Source organism: Bradyrhizobium sp. SZCCHNRI2009 (assembly GCF_032485115.1).
In the GTDB taxonomy this organism is placed as follows: domain Bacteria; phylum Pseudomonadota; class Alphaproteobacteria; order Rhizobiales; family Xanthobacteraceae; genus Bradyrhizobium.
In genome coordinates this window covers 157,459-179,979 of record NZ_JAUEUH010000008.1, presented here as the reverse complement: position 1 = coordinate 179,979, position 22,521 = coordinate 157,459, and the positions used below count along the sequence as shown (strand labels likewise).

Annotated in this window: 24 protein-coding genes; 13 read left to right on the top strand and 11 right to left on the bottom strand. The window is 65.7% G+C overall.

The genetic code is table 11. The annotated features are described in order from the left end of the window. Positions 1 to 2 precede the first annotated feature (2 nt). The 4 genes from folB to QX041_RS26375 all read right to left on the bottom strand — a co-directional run bounded on the left by folB (position 3) and on the right by QX041_RS26375 (position 1,983). The gene (gene folB, locus QX041_RS26390) at positions 3 to 371 is read right to left on the bottom strand and encodes a dihydroneopterin aldolase (RefSeq protein WP_315716098.1); all 369 of its coding nucleotides are present in this window, start codon (positions 369 to 371) and stop codon (positions 3 to 5) included. Then, the gene (gene folP, locus QX041_RS26385; RefSeq protein WP_316167045.1) at positions 368 to 1,225 is read right to left on the bottom strand and encodes a dihydropteroate synthase; all 858 of its coding nucleotides are present in this window, start codon (positions 1,223 to 1,225) and stop codon (positions 368 to 370) included. The genes folB and folP overlap by 4 nt, the downstream gene beginning before the upstream one ends. Before the next feature lie 75 nt (positions 1,226 to 1,300). Next, entirely contained in the window at positions 1,301 to 1,708 is a 408-nt protein-coding gene (locus QX041_RS26380; protein ID WP_315716100.1) for a DUF4332 domain-containing protein, read from the bottom strand. Positions 1,709 to 1,776: 68 nt separating this feature from the next. After that, the gene (locus QX041_RS26375) at positions 1,777 to 1,983 is read right to left on the bottom strand and encodes a hypothetical protein (protein WP_316167043.1); all 207 of its coding nucleotides are present in this window, start codon (positions 1,981 to 1,983) and stop codon (positions 1,777 to 1,779) included. A gap of 335 nt (positions 1,984 to 2,318) precedes the next feature. Between QX041_RS26375 and QX041_RS26370 the strand changes: the two genes are divergently transcribed. Continuing rightward, positions 2,319 to 3,929, top strand: a complete 1,611-nt coding sequence (locus QX041_RS26370; RefSeq protein ID WP_315716102.1) for a helicase HerA-like domain-containing protein — start codon at positions 2,319 to 2,321, stop codon at positions 3,927 to 3,929. 159 nt (positions 3,930 to 4,088) lie between these two features. Next, positions 4,089 to 5,492 (top strand): M20/M25/M40 family metallo-hydrolase, encoded by a 1,404-nt coding sequence (locus QX041_RS26365; RefSeq protein WP_315828252.1) that lies wholly within the window; start codon positions 4,089 to 4,091, stop codon positions 5,490 to 5,492. 59 nt (positions 5,493 to 5,551) lie between these two features. Here the strand turns inward: QX041_RS26365 and QX041_RS26360 are convergent, their stop codons facing one another. Then, positions 5,552 to 6,763, bottom strand: coding sequence for a GGDEF domain-containing protein (locus tag QX041_RS26360; RefSeq protein WP_316167041.1), 1,212 nt, complete (start codon positions 6,761 to 6,763; stop codon positions 5,552 to 5,554). A gap of 145 nt (positions 6,764 to 6,908) precedes the next feature. Further along, positions 6,909 to 8,003, bottom strand: a complete 1,095-nt coding sequence (locus QX041_RS26355; protein WP_315753079.1) for a trypsin-like peptidase domain-containing protein — start codon at positions 8,001 to 8,003, stop codon at positions 6,909 to 6,911. A 222-nt stretch (positions 8,004 to 8,225) separates the two neighbouring features. On the opposite strand from QX041_RS26355, the gene groES reads away from it, so the two are divergent. The 5 genes from groES (at position 8,226) to QX041_RS26330 (ending at position 12,021) form a co-directional block, all read left to right on the top strand. Next, complete coding sequence (groES, locus tag QX041_RS26350) at positions 8,226 to 8,540, top strand: co-chaperone GroES (RefSeq protein WP_316167040.1); 315 nt, start codon at positions 8,226 to 8,228, stop codon at positions 8,538 to 8,540. Between the two features lie 42 nt (positions 8,541 to 8,582). Next, entirely contained in the window at positions 8,583 to 10,205 is a 1,623-nt protein-coding gene (gene groL / locus QX041_RS26345) for a chaperonin GroEL (RefSeq protein ID WP_316167038.1), read from the top strand. A 261-nt stretch (positions 10,206 to 10,466) separates the two neighbouring features. After that, the gene (locus tag QX041_RS26340; RefSeq protein ID WP_315716108.1) at positions 10,467 to 10,697 is read left to right on the top strand and encodes a hypothetical protein; all 231 of its coding nucleotides are present in this window, start codon (positions 10,467 to 10,469) and stop codon (positions 10,695 to 10,697) included. A 250-nt stretch (positions 10,698 to 10,947) separates the two neighbouring features. After that, complete coding sequence (locus tag QX041_RS26335; RefSeq protein ID WP_315716109.1) at positions 10,948 to 11,397, top strand: Hsp20 family protein; 450 nt, start codon at positions 10,948 to 10,950, stop codon at positions 11,395 to 11,397. Between the two features lie 90 nt (positions 11,398 to 11,487). Continuing rightward, on the top strand, positions 11,488 to 12,021 hold the full coding sequence (locus QX041_RS26330; protein ID WP_315828255.1) for a hypothetical protein: 534 nt from the start codon (positions 11,488 to 11,490) through the stop codon (positions 12,019 to 12,021). 108 nt (positions 12,022 to 12,129) lie between these two features. Here the strand turns inward: QX041_RS26330 and QX041_RS26325 are convergent, their stop codons facing one another. Beyond that, on the bottom strand, positions 12,130 to 12,909 hold the full coding sequence (locus QX041_RS26325; protein ID WP_316167036.1) for a class II aldolase/adducin family protein: 780 nt from the start codon (positions 12,907 to 12,909) through the stop codon (positions 12,130 to 12,132). 105 nt (positions 12,910 to 13,014) lie between these two features. Further along, positions 13,015 to 14,667, bottom strand: a complete 1,653-nt coding sequence (locus QX041_RS26320) for a glycosyltransferase family 39 protein (protein WP_315716112.1) — start codon at positions 14,665 to 14,667, stop codon at positions 13,015 to 13,017. Between the two features lie 441 nt (positions 14,668 to 15,108). On the opposite strand from QX041_RS26320, the gene QX041_RS26315 reads away from it, so the two are divergent. Both QX041_RS26315 and QX041_RS26310 read left to right on the top strand, forming a co-directional pair. Continuing rightward, a complete protein-coding gene (locus QX041_RS26315; protein ID WP_316167034.1) occupies positions 15,109 to 16,026 on the top strand; it encodes a hypothetical protein in 918 nt (305 codons plus the stop codon). Between the two features lie 230 nt (positions 16,027 to 16,256). Next, on the top strand, positions 16,257 to 16,673 hold the full coding sequence (locus QX041_RS26310; RefSeq protein ID WP_315716114.1) for a MucR family transcriptional regulator: 417 nt from the start codon (positions 16,257 to 16,259) through the stop codon (positions 16,671 to 16,673). A gap of 9 nt (positions 16,674 to 16,682) precedes the next feature. On the opposite strand, the gene QX041_RS26305 is transcribed toward QX041_RS26310, so the two are convergent. Next, positions 16,683 to 17,108 (bottom strand): SufE family protein, encoded by a 426-nt coding sequence (locus QX041_RS26305; RefSeq protein WP_316167032.1) that lies wholly within the window; start codon positions 17,106 to 17,108, stop codon positions 16,683 to 16,685. Positions 17,109 to 17,182: 74 nt separating this feature from the next. Then, the gene (locus tag QX041_RS26300; protein WP_315753074.1) at positions 17,183 to 17,644 is read right to left on the bottom strand and encodes a DUF5330 domain-containing protein; all 462 of its coding nucleotides are present in this window, start codon (positions 17,642 to 17,644) and stop codon (positions 17,183 to 17,185) included. A 451-nt stretch (positions 17,645 to 18,095) separates the two neighbouring features. Here QX041_RS26300 and QX041_RS26295 point away from each other — a divergent pair, with 451 nt between their 5' ends. Genes QX041_RS26295 through QX041_RS26285 form a run of 3 tightly spaced genes read left to right on the top strand, consistent with a single transcriptional unit; the run spans position 18,096 to position 20,939 of the window. Further along, complete coding sequence (locus QX041_RS26295) at positions 18,096 to 19,859, top strand: PAS domain-containing sensor histidine kinase (protein WP_315828257.1); 1,764 nt, start codon at positions 18,096 to 18,098, stop codon at positions 19,857 to 19,859. Next, positions 19,852 to 20,538, top strand: coding sequence for a peptidoglycan-binding domain-containing protein (locus QX041_RS26290; protein WP_315828258.1), 687 nt, complete (start codon positions 19,852 to 19,854; stop codon positions 20,536 to 20,538). Before QX041_RS26295 ends, QX041_RS26290 begins: the two co-directional genes overlap by 8 nt. Positions 20,539 to 20,588: 50 nt before the next feature. Beyond that, positions 20,589 to 20,939, top strand: a complete 351-nt coding sequence (locus QX041_RS26285) for a DUF1491 family protein (RefSeq protein WP_315716119.1) — start codon at positions 20,589 to 20,591, stop codon at positions 20,937 to 20,939. Between the two features lie 32 nt (positions 20,940 to 20,971). Here the strand turns inward: QX041_RS26285 and QX041_RS26280 are convergent, their stop codons facing one another. Then, complete coding sequence (locus tag QX041_RS26280) at positions 20,972 to 21,925, bottom strand: DUF2336 domain-containing protein (RefSeq protein ID WP_315828259.1); 954 nt, start codon at positions 21,923 to 21,925, stop codon at positions 20,972 to 20,974. 398 nt (positions 21,926 to 22,323) lie between these two features. On the opposite strand from QX041_RS26280, the gene QX041_RS26275 reads away from it, so the two are divergent. Next, positions 22,324 to 22,512, top strand: a complete 189-nt coding sequence (locus tag QX041_RS26275; protein WP_315716121.1) for a hypothetical protein — start codon at positions 22,324 to 22,326, stop codon at positions 22,510 to 22,512. Positions 22,513 to 22,521: the final 9 nt, after the last annotated feature.

Sequence of the window (22,521 nt, the reverse complement as noted above, 5' to 3'; positions counted from 1 at the left end):
CGTCATGGATGCCGCGAGCGCGTCAGCACCACGCCGACATCCTCGAAGATGGCGGCGATCGGCGCATGCGGCTTGTGCACCGTGACCTTGACGGCGCGAATGCGGGCGAAGGTCGACAGGATCGCATCGGCCACCGCGCCGGCCGCGCGTTCGAGCAGGCGGTAGTTGGAGTCCTTGAACGCCGCCGTCGCCGTCTCCACCACGTCGGAATAGGACACGGTGTCGGCGAGGCGGTCGCTGCGCGAGGAGTCCGAAAGGTCGGTGTAGAGCTCGAGGTCGATCACGAAGCGCTGGCCGACCTCGCTCTCATGCTCCATCACGCCATGACGCGCGTGGATGAGAACGCCCTTGATGAAGATCGTATCGGTCATCGCAGTGCCTCGATTGCCGCGGCCACGCGTACGGCCTGAACCGTTTCGGCGACGTCATGCGCCCGGATGATTGCAGCACCGCGCCGAGCCGCAATCAGATGCGCCGCGATCGAGCCGCCGAGCCGCTCCTGCGGCTCCGACGCCACCACGGTGCTGATGAAACGTTTTCGCGATGCGCCGACCAGCAGCGGCAGCCCGAAGCATGCGAATGCATCGAGCCGGGCCAGCGCAATCATGCTCTGCTCCGCCGTCTTGCCGAAGCCGATGCCTGGATCGAGCACGATGTTCCCACGGGGAATGCCGGCCTTGGCCGCGATGTCGAGCGAGCGCGTGAAGAAGCCGATCATGTCGGCGACGATGTCGATCTCCGGATCGACGGCAGCACGGTTGTGCATCACCACGATCGGCGCGCCATGCGCGGCGACGACATCGGCCATCGCGGGATCGCGCTGCAGACCCCACACATCATTGGCGATCGCAGCACCATGGTCCAGCGCGTAGCCTGCAACTTGAGATTTCATGCTGTCGATCGACACGGGCACGCCGAGTGCGACGACCGCGGGCAGGATCGGCTGCAGGCGCGCCAGTTCCTCCTCGGCCGTGACCGGCACCGCGCCCTTGTAGGGCCGGGTGGACTCGGCACCGATGTCGATGATGTCGGCGCCGGCCGCGATCAAGCGCTCGGCCTGCGCAATGGCGCGTTCCGGTGCATCGAAACGGCCGCCGTCCGAGAACGAATCCGGTGTGACGTTGAGAATGCCCATCACCGCCGGGAATGGACGCGAAAGCCAGCTCCGCAGCAGCGGGTGGCTCGACGCGAGGTCCGGGGCGGAGTGCGGCGAAATGGCGCTCATAGGCGCCGCTTTGCGCGGTTGCCACCCTCAAGTCAAGGTGTCGCGCTGCACAAGCGCGGTCAATCTAGAGGCTGGTCAATAGCTGATCTTCGGCTCCAGCCGGCGCGCCCTTTCGATGAGCTGGCCGACCGACTTCTCCGACGGCAGGATCCGAACCAGTTTTCGCCGGGTGTTCACTTCCTTGATGTTCTGCGCCAGCCGGGCGGGATTGCGGTGCGCCAGCTCGCGCACGGTGGTCACCCCGGCTGCGCGGACGAGGCAGACCTTGGCCTTGCCCATGCCGGGAATGCGCATGTAATCGGCGGCGTTTGCCCAATCGAGCAGTTGCTGCTCGCTGATGCCGGTCTTGGCGGCCAGCGCCTTACGCCCTTTCACGGTCCGGGCGGCTTCGAGAAATGTGTCGGTGGTCCGGATGCCCAAAGCTTTCAGCTTGGCGGCATAGAAGGTCGTCATGCCTTCGAGTTCGGTGATCGGATATGTCATGATACTCGGCGCGCGCGAAGGTGCTTCAGGTGATATGGCCCGGGCGGTCGGGCTTGGGGCAACCGGGCTCAGGCCGGGTGTGCCTGTCGCGATCGTGCCAACTGATCGGCTTCGATTTGGTCGCGGCCGAACGCAAAAAGTTCACCGGCTGACGGCTGCGGCGCCTGCCATTGCCGTCCATTGCCGCTAAGGAAGTCAGGCCCGATGCCGATGATTTCAGCCACGACTTTACTGATGCCGGCCGTTCTGGCCAGCGGCTCAATCAACTCGTTCATGTGAACCCCGTCTCATCCGGTCCCCCACGACCGGATGTCCTCTCGCTGAATTCATCTTGATCGGACGATCCGTGAATTACAAGCGAGGAGCCGGCTCGGTGCGCGAATCGATTCGCGATCGACGATGAACTGTTGCAGCGATGCAAGACCGGATGTTGAATCCACGGATCAAACGTGCGCATCGCGCAGCACCAATGCTAAGAAGAGTGCGTGCCGTGCGAAGAGGTGAGGCACCCTGACGCTGGTTCCAACTCGCGAAACTCAACTATGTTATCGCGCGCGATGCTCCGCACCACGTGTGATGCGAAACATTCTCTCTCGAAAGATGGATCATCATGGCACCATCCGGAAAACCCGTGGCTGATACCGACGACAAGATCTTCGTGGGTGCCGGAGAGCAGCCGGCCTGGTTGACGCTTGCGCTTGCCAATCGCCATGGACTGGTCACCGGCGCGACCGGCACCGGCAAGACAGTCTCGCTACAGGTGATGGCCGAGGGTTTTGCCCGTGCCGGTGTTCCGGTCTTCGCCTCCGACATCAAGGGTGATCTCTCGGGCATCTCGCAGACCGGCGAAGCGAAGGACTTCATCCTCAAGCGCGCCACCGAGCTCGGCCTCACCTATCAGCCCGATCAGTTCTCGACGGTATTTTGGGATGTGTTCGGGGAGCAGGGCCATCCGGTGCGCGCCACCGTTACCGAGATGGGACCGCTGCTGCTGGCGCGGATGCTCGACCTCAATGATGTCCAGGAAGGCGTGCTCAACGTCGCGTTCCGCGTGGCCGACGAGAACGGCCTCGCCCTGATCGACATGAAGGATCTGCGCGCGCTGCTCGACGCGATCATTCCGGAGGCCGGCAAGAAGGGTGCGGATGCGGAGGCCGATCCGCTGGCGCCGATCCGGAAGGCGGCGCAGTCGTTCGGCAATGTCACGCGCGCGACCGTTGGCACGATCCAGCGGCAGTTGCTCGTGCTCGAGAACCAGGGCGGCACGAAGTTCTTCGGCGAGCCGGCGCTGGCGCTCACCGACTTCATGAAGACCGACCGCGACGGCCGCGGCATGATCAACATCCTCGTCGCCGACAGGCTGCTGGAGAGCCCGCGACTCTACGCGACGTTCCTGTTGTGGATGCTGTCCGAGCTGTTCGAGGAGCTGCCGGAGGTCGGCGATCTCGCCAAGCCCAAGCTGGTCTTCTTCTTCGACGAGGCGCATCTGTTGTTCAACGATGCGCCGAAGGCGCTGATGGACAAGATCGAGCAGGTGGTGCGGCTGATCCGGTCGAAGGGTGTCGGCGTCTATTTCGTCACGCAGAATCCGCTCGATGTTCCTGACCGGGTGCTCGGGCAATTGGGCAATCGCGTGCAGCACGCGCTGCGCGCCTTCACGCCGCGCGATCAGAAGGCGGTGGCCGCGGCCGCCGACACCTTCCGCCCCAATCCCAAGCTGGACACCGCCAAGGTGATCACCGAGCTCGGCAAGGGCGAGGCGCTGGTGTCGTTCCTGGAGGGCAACGGTACGCCGGCGATGGTGGAGCGCGTCCTGATCCGGCCGCCGTCGGCGCGCATCGGACCCGTCACGCCCGAGGAGCGCAAGGCGATCATCGCCGCGAGCCCGGTCAAGGGCAAATACGACACCGCGATCGACGCCGAGTCCGCCTACGAGCTGCTGCAGAAGCGGATCAGCGGAACCGCCGCGACGACGGAAGCCTCCTCCGGCAGCGTGCTCGGCAAGATCGGCGACATCGCCGCGACGATTTTCGGCACCAACGTCAAGCGCGGCCAGCTCTCGACCACGCAGGTGATCGCGCGCAACGTCGCCCGCTCGGTCTCCGACAAGGTGGTGGGCGGGATCGCGGCCGATCTCGGCAAGCAGGTCGGCGGCTCCTTGGGCAGTTCGATCGGCCGCTCCCTCGTGCGTGGCGCGCTAGGTGGACTGCTGCGGCGTTGATATGGTGTCGTGTTCCCGGTCGGCGTGATGGCCTTGTCATGTCATCTGCGCCGATTGGGGGGCAGGCGGCATTTGCTGCCTTTGCATGAGGCTGGCCCGGACCGCGCAACGGAGCTACAAGCGGGCCGATAGCCGTTACATGCGAAGGATCCGGTGGCCATGGCCAATGCGCAGCTTCAATCCGTTCTCGACCACATCGACGCCGACTTCGACAATAGCCTGGAGCGGCTGTTTGCGCTGATCCGGATCAAGTCGATCTCGGCCGATCCGGCCTTCGCTGGGGATTGCAAGGCAGCAGCCGACCATCTTGCCAAGGATCTTGCGACGCTCGGTTTCGCCGCCGAAGTGCGGCCGACCGCCGGCCATCCGGCCGTGGTCGGCAAGAGCAACGGCCATGGCGCGGCCAAGCCACATGTCCTGTTCTACGGCCATTACGACGTGCAGCCGGTCGATCCGCTCGAGCTGTGGCATCGGCCGCCGTTCGAGCCCGTGGTCGCCGACCATGCCGACGGCCGCAAGATCATCGTCGCGCGCGGCGCCGAGGACGACAAGGGCCAGCTGATGACCTTCGTCGAGGCCTGCCGCGCCTGGAAGAAGGTGACGGGCGCGCTGCCGCTCGACATCACGATGCTGATCGAAGGCGAGGAGGAGGTCGGCTCCAAGAACTTCGTGCCGTTCCTCGAAGCCAACAAGGACGAGTTCAAGGCCGACTTCGCGCTGGTCTGTGACACCGGCATGTGGGACCCGAACACCCCGGCGATCACGACCTCGCTTCGCGGGCTGCTCTATGAAGAGGTGAAGATCAAGGCCGCCAATCGCGATCTGCATTCCGGCGTGTTCGGCGGCGGCGCGCGCAATCCGATCCGCGTGCTGACCGAGATCCTCGGCGGCCTGTTCGACGCCGACGGGCGCATCACCATCCCCGGCTTCTATGACGGCGTGAAGGATGTGCCGCCGGAGGTCCTGGAGCAGTGGAAGAAGCTCAACCTGACGCCCGAGAGCTTCCTCAAGCCGATCGGCCTGTCGATCCCCGCCGGCGAGAAGGATCGTCTGCTGATCGAGCAAATCTCGTCGCGGCCGACCTGCGACATCAACGGCATCTGGGGCGGCTATATCGGCGAGGGCTCCAAGACCGTGATTCCGTCGCTGGCGCATGCGAAGATCTCGTTCCGCCTCGTCGAGGGCCAGGACCCGCTGAAGATCCGCAAGGCCTTCCGCGACTACGTGTCGGCGCGCATCCCCGGCGACTGCTCGGTCGAGTTCGGCGATCATTCGGCGGGCGCTGCGATCGCGCTCGACTGGACCATGAAGCCGTTGGCGGCTGCCAGGCAGGCGTTGACCGAGGAGTGGGGCAAGGAGACCGTCCTGATGGGCTCGGGCGCCTCGATCCCGATCGTCACGGACTTCAAGAAGACGCTCGGTCTCGATTCACTGCTGGTCGGCTTCGGTCTCGACGACGACAACATCCATTCGCCGAATGAGAAATACGACCTCAAGAGCTATCACAAGGGCATCCGCTCCTGGGCCCGCATCCTCGCCGCGCTCGCGGAGATGCCACGGTAGTGCAGGCGCTCGTCCGGGCTACGACCGCGACGGCGCTGATTGTTTGCACGAGGCTGAACTCACGCCGCGCTGGCGACCGACTTCGCCGCAAGATCGCCGCCGGCGATCTTGCGCAGCGCTGCGAGATTGGCTTCGGCCGAAGCCAATCGCCAGCAGGATTTCCCGCTCGACTTGGCTTCATACAATGCGGCGTCCGCCGCGAACAGCAGGGCTTCCGGATCGGTGCCGTGCTCGGGCGCGACGGCGATGCCGATGCTGATGCCGATCTGGACATGCGCGCCGCCCGGCAGGGCCATCGGCGAGGTCATCACCTCGATGATGCGCTCGCCGAGCGCCAGCGCGTGGTCGAGCGCATCATCGCCGGCGAGCACCACGAACTCGTCGCCGCCGATCCGGGCGATGACGTCGCCGCGAGAGGCGGTCTGCCGCAGCGTCCGGCCGACGATCTTCAGCAGCTCGTCGCCTGCGGCGTGACCGAAGGTGTCGTTGACCGGCTTGAAGCCATCGAGATCGAGATACAGGACGGCGAAGCTCCGATCGCCGCCGGCGTCGAGCCTGCTCTGCAGCGCATCGACCAGGCCGGCGCGGTTGGACAGGCCCGTGAGTGGATCGAGCCGCGCCCGCTCGTCGCTCTCGCGCTTGGCCTGCATGACCGCCACCAGCATCTTGTTGAGCCGGAACGCCGCGCCGGTCATGGCGAGGAAGTAGACCGGCATCTGCAGATACATCGCGAACAACAACGGCTCATGCGACGTCGCGACGCCGGGGATGACGGGGCCGATGCTGAACAGGATCATCGTGCCGACCAGGCGCGGCGCGCTGAAATTGCGAAAGCAGATGCCGCCCACCATGGCGGCCGAGGAGATGCAGGTCAGTGACGCGGCCACCCAGTCGCCGGACGCGAGGCTGATGCCGACGCCGAAACCGACGCTGGCGCTCCAGGCCACCGACAGCAGGATGTGGATGTCGGTCGGCGTCGCCAGCCGCTCGCGGGCGCGGCGGTAGGCAATGATCATCACGATCAGCCGCGACAGGCAGATCGCGACTTCGAGCACGAACCAGGTGATGAAGAGCGGGCTCGGCGTACGCAGTGCGAGCGCTGCGGCGACAGCAACGGTGTTGATGGCGCCGCCGGCGAACACCGACCAGCAGCCGTAGAGCTCACGCGTCAATGCGCGGCGGATATCTGATGACACCGGATATCCCGGGTCGGCCAGCCAGCGCGTCACGCGCCAGCGTGGCAAACTGAACGCCAAACCATCACCCCGCATTTCAATACCTCCGCGGGGTTGCAATAAGCGCGATAGCACTTAACAGGCGTTTAGAGAGGTATCGGCGTCTCGCTGCATGCTTGATGCACGGTAAAAATTTACTCCACGTGGTATGCGCAGCTAACAACGAACTGAAGTTGAATTCTCAGCCCGAGGTTCTCGCGCGCGCACGTTCTTCGGTGACCGGTGCGACCTCCACCGTCGCATTGCCGAGCGCGCGGTCGCGCTCGAACACGAGACGGACGCGCTGCCCGACCGGTGTGAGGCCGATCAGGTTGCGCACCTGCGTGGCGCTGCGCACCGGCATGTCGTTCGCCTTCACGATGATGTCGCCCTTGCGCAGTCCCGCGCGTTCGGCCGGCGAGCCCACGGTGACGTCGGCGACGCGCGCGCCCTGAATCCGGCCATCGGCCGGCGCATCCAGGTCGAGCAGGGTCACGCCGATGCGGCCGCGATCGACGCGGCCGTTGGCGACGAGCTGCTCCATCACCCGCCGCGCCATGTTGATCGGGACGGCGAAGCCGATGCCGACATTGCCGCCGCCGGGCGAGATGATCGCGGTGTTGATGCCGACCAGCTCGCCGCGCAGATTGATCAGCGCGCCGCCGGAATTGCCGGGATTGATCGCAGCGTCGGTCTGGATGAAATCCTCGTAGCCCTGCTTGCCGAGGCCGGTTCGTCCGAGCGCGCTCACGAGACCCGAGGTGACGGTCTGGCCAAGACCGAACGGGTTGCCGACGGCGATCACGAAGTCGCCGACCTCGAGCGCATCACTGTCGCCAAGCGCGATGGCCTTGAGGTCGATGGGGTCCCTGATCTGCAGCAGCGCGATATCGGTGGCGGGATCGCGCCCGACCAGGCGGGCGGCGAATTTGCGGCCATCCTTGGTGCGGATCTGCGCTGTCGTGACGTGCTCGACGACGTGATTGGCGGTCATGACGTAGCCGCGCTGCGCATCGACGATGACGCCCGAGCCGGTGGCGCTGATCTGCTTCTCGACCTGCTTGGGGACGTCGAAAAACTCGCGAAACAGCGGGTCCTGGTAGAGCGGATTGTCCTGGCGGACCTTGCCTTCGACCGAGATGTTGACGACGGCGGGCGTCACTTCCTTGACCAGCGGGGCCAGCGTCGGCACCCGGCCGAGCTTGAGATCGGGAATTTGGGCCAAGGCAGGCCCGGTCATCAGGCAAAGCAGAATGGCAGGCGCCAGGACGGCCCGGAGAAAAGGCGGAAGCTGCATCGTGATCCCCAACAAGCGCGATCAGGATTTTTTGGCGACGACAGAACTGGGAAAGCGGCCGGCCCGGTTCAAGAGCCGCACTGGCAATCGTTCCCCGAGAGTGCCAAAAAATTTACGTGACCCTCTTGAACGAAAAGTTCGGCTTTCCTAGGTCGTTGCTCGCTCGGGGGCCTGATGGGACCCGAGGCTTATGACATCGCTGATCTGTAAAGGAGGATGTGCATGCATTTCCGTCCATTGCACGACCGCGTGCTCGTGCGCCGTATCGATGCCGAGGAGAAGACCAAGGGCGGCATCATCATTCCCGACACCGCCAATGAGAAGCCGCAGGAGGGCGAGATCGTTGCCGCGGGTCCTGGCGCGCGGAATGAGCAGGGGCAATTGGTGCCGCTCGACGTCAAGCCCGGCGACCGGGTGCTGTTCGGGAAATGGTCGGGCACCGAGGTCAAGATCGACGGCAAGGATCTTCTGATCATGAAGGAGAGCGATCTGCTCGGCATCATCGACACGCCCGTCGCGGCCAAGAAGGCTGCGTGATTCCCTCAACTGACAGTCATCGAGAGAAAGGAGACGACGAACATGGCTGCCAAGGACGTGAAGTTTTCGACCGACGCGCGCGATCGCATGTTGCGCGGCGTCGACATCCTCGCCAATGCCGTGAAGGTCACGCTCGGTCCCAAGGGCCGCAACGTCGTGATCGAGAAATCGTTCGGCGCGCCGCGCATCACCAAGGACGGCGTGACGGTCGCCAAGGAGATCGAGCTGGAGGACAAGTTCGAGAACATGGGCGCGCAGATGGTGCGCGAGGTGGCCTCGAAGACCGCCGATCTCGCCGGCGACGGCACCACCACCGCCACCGTGCTCGCCCAGGCCATCGTCAAGGAAGGCGCGAAGTCGGTCGCCGCCGGCATGAACCCGATGGATCTGAAGCGCGGCATTGATCTCGCCGTCGACGCGATCGTCAAGGATCTCAAGTCGCACGCCAAGAAGATCACCAGCAATGACGAGATCGCGCAGGTCGGCACCATCTCGGCCAATGGCGACAACGAGATCGGCCGCTTCCTCGCCGAGGCCATGCAGAAGGTCGGCAATGAGGGCGTGATCACGGTCGAGGAGGCCAAGAGCCTCGACACCGAGCTCGAGGTGGTCGAAGGCATGCAGTTCGACCGCGGCTACGTCTCGCCGTACTTCGTCACCAATTCCGAGAAGATGCGGGTCGAGCTCGAGGATCCCTACATCCTGATCCACGAGAAGAAACTGTCGGGTCTGCAGACCATGCTGCCGCTGCTCGAAGCCGTGGTGCAGTCCGGCAAGCCGCTGCTGATCGTCGCCGAGGATGTCGAAGGCGAGGCGCTGGCCACCCTGGTCGTCAACAAGCTGCGCGGCGGCCTGAAGATCGCCGCCGTCAAGGCGCCGGGCTTCGGCGATCGCCGCAAGGCCATGCTGGAGGACATCGCGATCCTCACCGGCGGCACGACCATCTCCGAGGATCTCGGCATCAAGCTCGAGAACGTCACCTTGTCGATGCTCGGCCGCGCCAAGAAGGTCGTGGTCGACAAGGAGAACACCACGATCGTCGACGGCGCCGGCGCCAGGAAGGACATCGAGGCGCGCACCCAGCAGATCAGGCTGCAGATCGAGGAGACCACCTCCGACTACGACCGCGAGAAGCTGCAGGAGCGGCTCGCCAAGCTCGCCGGCGGCGTCGCGGTGATCCGGGTCGGCGGCGCCACCGAGGTCGAGGTCAAGGAGCGCAAGGACCGCGTCGACGATGCGCTGCACGCCACCCGCGCCGCGGTGGAGGAGGGCATCCTGCCCGGCGGCGGCGTCGCGCTGCTGCGCGCCACCAAGGTGCTCGACGGCGTCAAGACTGTTAACGCCGACCAGAAGGCCGGCGTGGACATCGTCCGGCGCGCCATCCAGGTGCCGGTGCGGCAGATCGTGCAGAACGCCGGTGACGACGGCTCGCTGGTGGTCGGCAAGCTGCTGGAGAAGGATACCTACAGCTGGGGCTTCAACGCCGCGACCGGCGAGTACCAGGATCTGGTGCAGGCCGGCGTGATCGACCCCGCCAAGGTGGTCCGTACCGCGCTGCAGGATGCGGCCTCGGTCGCCTCGCTGCTGATCACCACCGAGGCGCTGGTGGCCGACAAGCCGAAGAAGGCGGACGCCGCCGCGGCCGCGCCGTCGATGGACTTCTGATCTGATGAAGCCGGGGCTGGCCGCAGCCAGCCTCGGCTGCCTGAAGGAAATATCTACAAACAACTGATCGCTGCCCTGTGCGGTCGTGGATCGGCCACAACGGGCAGCTATCAATCAGGTTGGCGATCGCAGTTCGTCCAGAACCGGCCACAATTGCGTTCAGTGAGCCGGCTGTGATCGGACCGACGGTCGACGGGAGGTGTGGTTGAGCGCTGCCGCGCCGCCCGGTCTCATCAGCAGCGCGAGCTCGCAGGCCCGATCATGCCAGCCTGGCAATACGATCATCCGCCGCCCAACCCGACCTCCGTCATGAGCATGGGCGATCCCCGTCGCTTGACGCGGTTCTTGATCGAGAGCGAGCAACGCGTGGTGGCGCACTGCCAGGCCGTGTTGTCGCGTGGCGACATCGATCAGCGCGAGCGCGACCGGCTGGTCAGCGTGCTGCGGGAGGCGACGATGCGGCTGCAGCGGCTGTCCGCCGTGGCCGCCTGACGGGTTTTGCGCTGCGAAAAAGGCTGCGAAAAAAATCGATCCGTTCCTCTTGAAATGGATGCCGGCTTTTCTAATTCGTCTGCTGCCGCTTCGGCGGCGCCGGGTGCCATCAGGGCCCGGTCGAAATCTGGGCGCTGACCGGTTGTCTGGTACTCAGAAGTCTCTTGGTACTCGGACATCTCCGGGACTTTGAAGTCCGCATCGGCTCGGCGCTCCTTCGTATCCATCTTGCTCCTAGGAGGACTTGGCTATGAGGACCTACGACTTCTCTCCGCTGTGGCGTTCGACCATCGGCTTCGACCGTCTGTTCGACCTGCTCGACGAGACCCAGCGCGCGGTCGAGGACCACTATCCCCCGTACAACATCGAGCGGATCGGCGACGACCGCTACCAGATTTCGCTGGCGCTGGCGGGCTTCGCTCCGGACGAACTGTCCATCACCGCCGAGCACAACGTGCTCACGGTGGAAGGACGCAAGGGCGACAAGGAGACCCGCGAATACCTCTATCAGGGCATCTCGTCGCGGCCGTTCAAGCGGCAGTTCAATCTCGCCGACTACGTGCAGGTGACCAACGCGGCGTTCGACAACGGCCTGCTGCGGATCGAGCTCGTGCGCGAGATTCCCGAGGCGATGAAGCCGCGCCGCATCGCCATCGGCACGGCGCCGGTCGAGAAGATCGCGCAGCAGAAGGCGGCCTGACGCCTTGTTCGAGCTACGGCGCGGGCGGCGTGTCGCCCGCGCCGTTGCAGCATCTGTCTCTGGTGAAAGGAGTGGAAGAGGAGAGACGCCATGAGCGAGCACCGTTTTTCGATCACCGCGGGCAGTGCCGGATTCCATCCGGTCTCGCACTACGAGTCGCCGGCGGACCTGCTGAATGACCGCAAGCTGTCACTGGCCGAGAAGCGGCTGATCCTGTCGTCCTGGGCGTCGGACATGTATGCCGTCGAGTCGCAGCCGGGCCTGCGCAAGATCCCGGGTATCGCCAGGCCGCTTTATCTGGCCGACGTGCTCGGCGCGCTGCGTCAGCTCGACCGCGAGGATCAGCCGCCGCGCCCACGCGGCGGGGCGGCCATGCGCATCGTTCCGCGCGTCGATGTCGAAGCCGATGGCGCCGCGATGGACAGCGCCGCGAGCCGCAGGATGCGGCCCGCCGCCCGCCTGCGGTTCTCGCGCGAGGCCAATGTGCGGCGCTATCGCAAGCTGCTCGCCACCCGCCTTGCCGAGCACGAGCGGCGCTTCGTCGAGCGGCGGCTGGCCGAGGAATTGCAGCAACTGCACGGCCCGTCCGAGCGGCAGGGCATGGCTCGGGCAGGATGCTGCTGACGGGGCACGTCATCGCACGAATAAAAACGCCGCCCGGAATTGGGCGGCGTTTCATTCCGAAAAGCGTAGAGGGTGATGGGTTCAGACTAGCCGATCAGCGGGCGACAATCAATTGCGGTAGCCCGGATTGAGGCGATCGAGCCGGCGCAGCAGCGGCGGCCAGACCAGCTGGGTGGAGCGCAGCTCGACGCGATCCTCGTTGTCGAACAGCTTCGCATTCTTGTCGATGACCTCGTCGCGCACGGGATAGGCCGAGGGACCGAGCGTGCGCGTGCGGACCTGGATCGAGCAGGCACGCTCCAAGTGATACATGCGCTCGAAGGCGGAGGCGACCGAGCGGCCGACCGTCAGGGTGCCGTGATTGCGCAAAAGCATGTGGTTCTTGCTGCCGAGGTCGCGCTGCAGCCGCGGCCGCTCGTCATGGTCCAGCGCCACGCCCTCGTAGTCGTGATAGGCGAGGTCGTGGGTCACGTATTGCGCGATCTGGTTGAGCGGCAGCAGGCCGTCGGCGCAGCTCGACACCGCGACGCCGTCGAGCGTGTGCAGATGGATCACGCAGCCGGCATCCTCGCGGACCTCATGGATCGCGGAATGGATGGTGAAGCCGGCGGGATTGATGCTGTACTCGCTCTCGGACAACTGATTGCCGTAGAGGTCGACCTTGATCAGGCTGGAGGCGGTGATCTCCTCGAACAGCAGGCCGTAGGGGTTGATCAGGAAGTGATGCTCGGGGCCGGGCACGCGGGCCGAGATATGAGTGTCCACCAGGTCGTCCCAGCCGAACAGTGCCACCAGGCGATAGGCGGCGGCGAGATTGACCCGCTGCGACCATTCGGCCTCGGACATGTTCGACGGCACTTCCTTGAGGCGCGCTTCGGCGGGCGACATGGCATTCTCCGATTTCCAGGGCTGACCCGAGCCTAGGCGGCCCGCCGCCGCGCGACAAGGCGCGGGGCAGGGGGAGCAGTCATGTCGCGCGGCTGAGCAGGCCGCTCACGGCGCCGGGATCGACAGCAGGCTGGAGATGCTGCGGCCGCGGATGTCGTAGACCCGGGCGAACACGACGTCGTCGCGCTTGATCTCGACCATGACAGGGGCAGTCAGTCCCTTGCAGTAGAACTCGCCGAGCGTCATGGCGAAGTCGGCCGCGTGGCTGTCCCAGCCGATGGTGAAATCGGGGCCGAGCGCGACCTGGGCCGGCCGCTGCGGGCCGCAGACCGCGACCTTCCATTTGTGCCCGATCGGCGGCACCTCCTGGCGCTCGTCGAGCTGCTCCTTCAGCCCGTCGGAGGCCTGCTTCAGCGCCAGCCCCCAATAGTCGAGCATGAATCGGGTGTCGGCCTCGCGCACGGTGCCGGCGATGAAGTTGAAGTGGGTGTACTGATAGGGATGCAGCCGGATCATCTCCGCCAGCGGCAGCAGCAGGCCGAAGCAGAACGCGGCGATTGCCACCGGCTGCCAGCTGCGGCGTTCGTCGGCGTTGAGCCACGACAGCAGCCAGGAGAAGGCGATGCCGCCGAGCAGCGCCATCGGCGGGATCACGAACACGAAGTGGCGGATGCCGTTGTAGAGCGCCGGGCGTTTGACGATCGCGATCAGGATCGGCAGCGTCGCCGCCAGCGTCAGCATCAGCAGGATGCTCTTCCGGCGCGCCGGCACGTCGGGCCGCGACAGCGACATGATCGAGGCCACGACGCCGGCGACGAACAGCGCGATCATCAGTTCGGGCAGTTGCAGCGCGAACAGCGTCGGCAAATACGACCAGGGCATGTCCGGCACCGAGACCAGCGCCCCGTCGAACATCTCCTTCCACGGCTTCTCGAAGAAGTGCGAGAAATAGGTCAGGGCCCGGAACGGGTTGGCCGGTTCGATGATCGACCAGGGCCAGATCAGCCCCATGATCAGGTAGCCCAGGATCAGGCCGGGGATCAGCACATAGAGCACGTGGGCGAAGCGGCGGATCGTCTCGCGCGGCCCTTGCGTGCGGTACTCCTCCAAGAACAGCGGCATGAAGCCGACCATCGCATAGACGACAGCCATGCCGCCCAGGATGCGGGAGCCGATCGAAAAGCCGGAGCCGAGGCCGAGGATCAGGATGGTGCGCGGCGAGGGGTAGGGGTACTCCTCGGCAAGGCGCACGAGACCCATCAGCAGCACCACCATGGCGACCGCGAAGGGGGCGTCCTTCGGGTTCATGAACATGTGGCCGTAGAAGATCGGGCACAGCGCCAGCAGCAGCAGCGCGGCGAGGCCGGCCACCGGACCGCCGATGCGACGCGCCAGGCGCCAGGTCACGCCAAGGCCGATCAGCCCGACGACGGCCCCGACCAGCCGGCGCGTCTCGAACAATTCCAGCGGCAGGATCTTGTGCAGCAGGGCTGCAACCATGTCGAAGCCGCCACCGTACATATACAGGTTGGCGAACGACAGCGCCGCCTGGTCCCTGAAACCGGAGCCGTACATGCGCAGCAACAGATCGGCATATTCGGCATGGGTGTAATCGTCCCAGCCGAGGCCGTAATCCCGGAAGGTCAGTCCGGCCACCACCGCGACCGCGGCAAGCACGAACAGTGCAAGATCGTCATACGTCCGCTCGAGGGACCGCCGCGTCGGGGTCTCAAGAACCGAAGTGGTTATCGTTGTCATGGCTGAGTGTGACCCGGCGTCCCCTGGCGACCCCGCTTCCGCGTTTCAGGCCTGTGTTCCCCGCCTCCGTATAGCGCGTCCCGGCTTCCGAGGTGTCGGAATTATGGGAAGGTATGCTTCTCGCAGCGCAGCGGGGACCCGAATTTCGGCTGCTGAGCGCCATATTGGCACAGTCAAATGAACGCCCGCTGAACCACAGGGGCCGGAAGAGCCCGGGAGGAACCTCAATGAATGCCGAGGGTTGGCCGATGTATATTGTGGCGACATCATGACGATGGCTGCACGGCGGACGAGAACTTCAGCAGGATTGGCCGAACTTCCGCTGCAAATTGTCGCGGATTTGGACTAGAAACCGGATTCAAGGACGCGCGCAACCGCAGCTATCTAATGTGATTTCGGTCGGGACACCGTCCGGAACCGGCGCATTAGGGGATGAGTTCGATGATGAGTGCAATGTTGGCCGCCGGAGCCCTCGCCGTGTTGGCCGGGCTCGGGGCGATCGCCTGGGGAATTCCGGTCAAGGAGTTCAGCGTCGGCAATACGCTGATCCTGTCGGGGACCCTTGGCGTCTGCAGCGGGCTGATCCTGTTCGGACTGGCGGCCGTCCTCAGCGAACTGAAGGTGATTTCGAGCCGGCTGAGGTCGGGTCCGGGCGCCGAGTCCGAGGCCAAGCCTCTGCAGCTCCCGCTCGGCGCCAGCAAGACCGACTTCGAGACCGCCCCGGTGCCGCCGACGGAGGACGTCTGGCGCGAGGGGGGCTCGCCACGTCCGCGTCCCCGCATGCCGGACCTGTCGTCTCCCCTGTCCTCGGGGTTGTCGTCGCCTCTGTCCTCGTCTCCTTTGTCAGGCTCGCTGCGCGCCTCCGAGCCCTTGCCGGCGCCGGACGAGCCGCCAGCCGAACCCGCCGAGCGGCCCAAGCGCAACCTGCTATTTGCGTCGTCGTCGCGGCGGGAACGGGAGCGCGCGGAGAAGCGCGGCGCCGAGCCGTTGCCGACGGATTTCCGGTCACCGCCCCTCAGCGCACCGCCGCCCGTGCCGCTGGACGAGCCTGCCGCGACCGAGTCGGGCCCGTCGGACGGCTGGTCTCGACCGGAGCGGACGCCGGAGCCTCTGCGCCCGCCGTTCCCGCGGCGTTTGGCGCGGGCCGCCCCGGCCTTCGTCGAACCCGAGCCAACCCCGCCGCTGCCTGAGCCGAAGGACCTGGACGCGCCGGCCGTCAGCATCGTCAAGTCGGGTGTGGTGGATGGGATGGCCTATTCGCTCTATTCCGACGGCTCGATCGAGGCGCAGATGCCCGAAGGGATGATGCGCTTTGCGTCGATCGACGAGCTGCGCACCCATCTCGAAGGCCGGACCTGACGCGGCCGGATCACACGGTCAGGTTGAATTCGGCTGGCGTACGGTACGCAGTACTTGGCGGGTGACAGACTTCTCAAGAAGAAGTCCTCACTATCTTGTTATTTTGCCAGTCATTTGCCCATATTGCTTGCAGAATCGCGAGACAACGCTGCCACTCGGCGCGAGTGATACTTGCGATCGAGGGATACTTTGCGATCGACGGTCGCAGGGCGGAGCGGGATGAGGGTTCGATGACCGAAGCGGTCGGCAAGAGCTTTATCGATCTGACGGCCGACATCGTGTCGGCCTATCTCAGCAACAACCCGACACCGGCGGCGGAGATTCCCTCTCTGATCAGCCAGGTGCATGCGGCGCTGACGCGGGTCGCAGCGGGACGAAGCGAGCCCGCGCCGGAGCCGGCGCGGCCAGCGGTCCCGGTGAAGAAATCGATTCACCCGGACTATCTGGTCTGTCTCGAGGACGGCAAGCGCTTCAAGTCGCTGCGGCGACATCTGCGCACGCAGTACAACATGACGCCGGAACAATACCGCGACAAATGGAACCTGCCGCCGGACTATCCGATGGTGGCGCCGAACTACGCGGTCACCCGCTCGCAGCTCGCCAAGAAGATGGGCCTGGGCCAGCAGCGGCCCGAGCGGGAGAAGTAGCCGAACCGATCAGGACGCCGTGGCGAGCGCCTCGCGAGCGTCGGCGCGGATGCGCTCGACCATCGAGCGCAGGCCGTTGGAGCGCTGCGGCGTCAGATGCTCGCGGAACCCGAGTTCGTCGAACACCGCGGGCGCATCGATGGTCATGATCTCCTGCGGAGTCCGCCCGGAATACAGTGTCAGCAGAATTGCGATCAGACCACGAACGATGTGGGCGTCGCTGTCGCCGAGATAGTTCAGCACGGGCACGGCGCCGCTGTGATCGACGTGCTTCGACAGCCAGACCTGGCTGGCGCAGCCCTGCACCTTGTTCGCGGCGGAGTGCTCGTACTCTGGCATCGGCGCCAGGGTGCGGCCGAGCTCGATCACGTAGCGGTAGCGGTCGTCCCAGTCGTCCAGCAGGGCGAAATTGTCGCGGATGTCGTCGATCGTCATGATGCTCTTCGGTCCCGATGTCGGCCTTCATATAGGCGTTCGGGAGGACGAAAGCGACAGTCGGTTCCGTCGCTTCAGGGCGTCGGCGGCAGATGCCATTCGGCGGCGAGATCGTCGGCCGAGAGCGTATCGGCCGGCGCGTCACCCGGCGGAATCTCCTCGAGCACGGGGGCGTCGATCGAGCCGGTGTGATCGTTGCCGCGCTTGTCGAGACTGGCCGGCTTCACCGGGCCGATGAACTTGTCGGCGCCGGCCGGCTTCTCCGCGGCGTCGGACTTGTCGGTGATGATCTGGTAGATCTTGCGCGCGCCTTCCTGGGCGCGGTGGCCGATTACGGTCGCGGCCTGGCCGCCGACCTCGCAGGCCTGCGGCTGGCGCTTGCAGAACTGGCTCATGTCGGAGACGGCCGCGGTCGCGGCCTGCACGGCTTCGTGCGCATTGATCTGCGGCAGCTTGTCGGCGTCCGGGCTCTTCTCGCGCGGCAGCAGCACCAGCACGAGTCCGAGCCAGAATGCCATCCGAAGCAGAAAGAACATCACGCAACCCCGACCGTGCTGCTGATCTCGCGTGCTCAAGTCGCGCAACGGGATCGCAGCTGATTGTTCTATGTCGCGACTGCTTGCATTGGGCTTAATTGGTTGAGATTTCGCGAAGTCGGGCGCTGGATTTTTTTCGGAGTAAATTTTTCATTGGCGCCGGGCGCACGCGCCGTGCAACCGGCTGTAGATCGCGCCGCTTTCGCAACCGCAGGCCCGGCCGGAAACGATGCATTCACCATCCCGGCCGAATGGCGGGCTCACCGCAGTCTGGCCCTTAGCGTTCGCTTAATGCGAGTCTGACACGGTGACTTCCGACGACAGGGGGCGTCCCGGCGCGTTCTCTTTGTGAGAACCACCGACAGGCCGAGGCGCGAGAGCCGTGAGTGTGTTGAGTATCATCCGCGATTGTCTCGATGCGTTATTGCATCCATCGGCTCGAACTGATGCGATGACGCGCGCGCGCCATCGCGCCTTCATCGCGCCGCGCCTGCTGGGCAGCCTCGCCGCCTTCGCCGTGTTTCCTGCCTTTCTCGCGATGCGCGGTGCGCCGAGCGCGCTCGAGGTCGGCGCGCTGTCCTGGCTGATCGCGCCCATTCTGCTGTCCTGGTATCTGTCGCGCACCGGCCGCTACGAGAGCGCCTGCGCGCTGTCGTCGCTGGCACTGTCGGCGCTGATCATGGCGGTGTCGATCGAGACCGGCGGCATCGAATCCTTTGCCGCGGTGTGGCTGATCGTCGTCCCCCTGGAAGCCTCGTTCTCGGCCTCGCGCCGCGTCGTCGTGTTCTCCGCGGGGCTCGCACTGTGCTGCGCGCTGCTGCTGATCCTCATCGGTCATTTCGGCTGGCTGCCGAAGCCCGAGACCAACCCCGCCTTGCGCACCGGGCTGCTCGCGTTCGGCGTCGCCTCAGCCACGCTCTATGCGGCCGTGCTCGCGTTTGCCGCCGACACGCTCGCGCGCACCAGCGTGACGCTGCTGTCGATGGAGGAGGAGCGCTATCGCCTGCTCGCGCGTAATATGAGCGACGTGATCTCCCGTCACCGCCGCAACGGCGCGGTCATGTTCATCTCGCCGGCGGCCGAGACGCTGCTCGGCGCGCCGGTCGCGCAGCTGCACGGCCACGGCCTGTTCGAACGGGTCCATGTCGCCGACCGGCCGGCCTATCTCACGGCGCTGTCGGAAGCGGCGGGCGGCAGCGAAGCCTCGAGTGTCGAGTTCCGCCTGCGTCGCGATGCGCCGGGCGAGGGCCGCGGCTTTCATCATCCGGTCGATTTCATCTGGGTCGAAATGCGTTGCCGCCCGCTCGACCGCATCGGCGTGGCGCCGGGCGGGTCGGAGCAGGAGGTGGTCGCGGTCATGCGCGACGTCACCGATCGCAAGCTGCAGGAGCAGGCGCTCGAATTGGCGCGCAGCGCCGCCGAGCGCGCCGACGCCGCGAAGACGCGATTCCTCGCCACCATGAGTCACGAGCTGCGCACGCCCTTGAACGCCATCATCGGCTTCTCCGAGATGCTGATGCAGGAGCAGGTGCTGGTGCTGAACGCGGCGCGGCGCCGCGAATATGCGCAGCTCATCAATGATTCCGGCCAGCATCTGCTGTCGGTCGTGAACGGCATCCTCGACATGTCGAAGATGGAGTCCGGCAATTTCGAGCTGACGCCGGAGCCGTTTGCGCCGCGAGTGGCGCTTATCAATTGCTGCAACCTGCTGGCGCTGCGGGCGCGCGAGAACGGTGTCGATCTGTCGGCCGACGTGCCGCAGGACCTGCCGATGGTCACCGGTGATCCGCGCGCCTTCAAGCAGATCGTGCTCAACCTCGTCTCCAATGCCATCAAGTTCACCGAGCGCGGCGGCCATGTCACAGTCTCGGCGGGCGTCGACGGCGCGCGCCTGCTGCTGCGAATCACCGACACCGGCGTCGGCATCGCCGCCGATGATCTCAAGCGCATCGGCGATCCGTTCTTCCAGGCCGGCAAGACCTACCAGCGCCGTCACGAGGGAACCGGCCTCGGGCTGTCGATCGTCAAGAGCCTCGTGACCTTGCACGGCGGCGAAATGTCGATAGAAAGCAAGATCGACGAGGGGACCACGGTCACGATCGCGCTGCCGATCAACTTCGTGGCCGAGGCCGCTGCGGGCGCCACCGTCACGCCGCTGTCACCCTCGCGCTCCGCCCAGCCAGGGCAGGTCATGCAGGTGAAGAAGAGTGCCTAGACGAGCTGCAGAGGATGATCCGGCGCCGCCGCGCCGTCGCAAGCGCGCCGCTGCGGCCGTCGTCGACGTGGCGGAGGGGCGCGGCTGGCTGCTGCGGGCCATGCTCTACAGTCCGAAGGATCTGTTTGCGGGCCTGCTGGCCTGCGCGGCTGGCAGCGCCATCGTCGTCAATGCCGTGTTCCTGCAATCGGGACCGCATCCGGCGCCGATGTTCGGGTCCATTGTGACCATTCCGCCCCATCTGACGAGCTCCAATCCGCTGCCGCGGCCCCGGCCGATGGACATCTCGCCTTTGGATCCGAAGGTGATCGAGACGCGGCCCGCCGAAACCAGGGCGGCGGAGCAGAGGGCGGTCGAGCAACGCGCCACCGAGCCGCGTCCGGATCAGAAATATGCCGATCCTCTGGCCGATCTCGTCCGCTCGGTCAGCGGCGGTCAGGGCAACGTGCCGCGTCCGCAACCGACGCAGCAGGGCGGCAATGTCCGTCGTGTCGCCGCGGTCCAGCGTGCGCTGACCGAATACGGCTATGGCCAGTTGAAGCCGACGGGGATGGTCGGCTCCGACACCCTGGCCGCGATCCAGAAGTTCGAGCGCGAGCGCAAGCTGCCGGTAACGGGCCAGGTGTCGGACCGCCTGGTGCGCGAGCTTGCGATTGTCATCGGTCATCCGATCGAATAGAGCAGGGGCGGCTGCGACGTGCAGCGCGCTTGCACCTGCATCGAACCATCATGCGATTGAAGAGCAGCATCTGGGTGAGCGCCTATCTGCGGCGTTGCCAGTCGGCCGGCGCGTTCAGCGCGATCCGCCACCGTGGCGCGGAGGAAGCCGGCGCGGTCTTCGTCAAGGTCGCGATGATGGATGGCACGGCCCAGCTCTATGTCCCCGCCCCGCAGACCGTCTATGACGACAGCCAGCCGATCGACCGCTTCTTCGTACCGATATCGCCGCAGCCGATCGCGGAAGCGCAGATCGAGGAGCGGCTCGTCAAGGAGCTGCGCTTCGATCCCGACGCCTGGATCATCGAGACCGAGGACAGGCAGGGCCGTCATTTTCTCGATCTCGTGCGCGAGCGTCCCTGATCATCGCTAAGATTCGGGACAGCGATCGCGCGTCAGCGCTTGAAGCCATCGGTCCCCGTGCGCACGATCGGCCTCGTCGCGGTGCCGGCCCGCGCCGTGCTGCCACGGACGTGCTGACGTTCGTCGTCATAGAGCGCCGTGCGATGCTTGGCCCTGATCGCGGCCATCCCGGAGCCGCGCCAGGCCGCCAGCATGATCAGCGCCGCGCGCTCGCTGAGCCGCTCGTAGAAGCGTGACAGCCGAAACACGGTCTGGACGGACTGGCCCATCTCGGGCTTGAGGAACAGCAGTACGCGCTCGAACACCGGCGCCGGCATGCCGAGCGCCTTTGCGGCGCAGGCCAGCGGCTCGCCATGGGGATCGTTGACAACCTCGTGGGTCATGCGTGAGGGCAGGATCAGGCTCTCGCCGAGCTCGATCGTGAACGTCTCGACGTCGGCGTTGAACGCGGCCATCTCCAGCGCCTCGATCGCATGCACCGCGCGGTGCAACGGCGTCGGCGCGGCGGGCCTCAGCGGCGTGGTGGCGAGGTTCTGCAGGATGGCGATGCGTTCGTGCGAGGCGGCGCGCATGAACATCTCGCTGAGCTCGGCGGCATCCTTCGGCTGCATCGACAATCCGGACGCCGCGTCGTCGCGCGGCGGGATCGGAGGCGACGAGCGAAGCGATGCGGGAATGGGGCCGGCGAGCGGCGGCGTCGGCTCGCTCTGCGCCGGGCGCAAGCCCAGCTTGTTCAGGATCTCGATCGGCGTCGCCGGATAGATCGCCAGCCGCGCACGCACCGCCGCACGGGTCGCATCGTCGACGTCGTCGACCAGACGGGAGGCCAATTCGACGAACTGCCGCTCCTCGTCGGCGGAATGCGCGTTCGCCTGGACATAGAGGTCGGTCAGGACGCGCAGCAGAGTGGGCTTGATGTCGACGCCCTCGCGGCGCGAGAGCGTGAGCAACCCGTCGAAGCCGGGGAACAGCGATGATCTTGTCATGTCGGGGTACGCAACTTCGGCAATCGTTGCGCCGATTAGAGCGGAGTTGTTTTAATACGGCGTTAAGGAAAACAATCGGTGAAGATGGGCCGAAATGACCCGGTGAGACAAAGGCGCAACGCTGGCTTGCCTTCTCTCCCGCCGGTGCACGCGATCCGTGTCGGGCGGCCCGCGCATTAATATCCTCTTAACCACGTCCTGATCTTAATCGATCCGTTCGATGATCTCGCCTTGGCCGCGTCACGCGGCCAGCCTGATCTTCGCCGCGCCGAATGCCAACGTGCAGCTTCATGCGCCGGCATTCGTGATCGTCAGTTCTGCGTGCCCTCTTGCCTGCGAAGTTCGGGCGACGGGGAGTTTTCAGGGGGTAAGAACTTCGGGCACGAAAGAGAGTGGACATGGCGACCATCATTGAATTCCCGGCGGACGTTGCGCGTCGCGCGCGGCCTGCCGTGACCGGCGCGCCGCAGGAGGGCATGGGAACGATCCTGATTCTTCCCGTCGTTCGGATCGAGCGCGAGACCACGACCGACGATAGCGGACCCCGCGAGGGCACAGCGCCAAGCCGCCGTCGCCGTCGCCGCTGACAGGTCGGG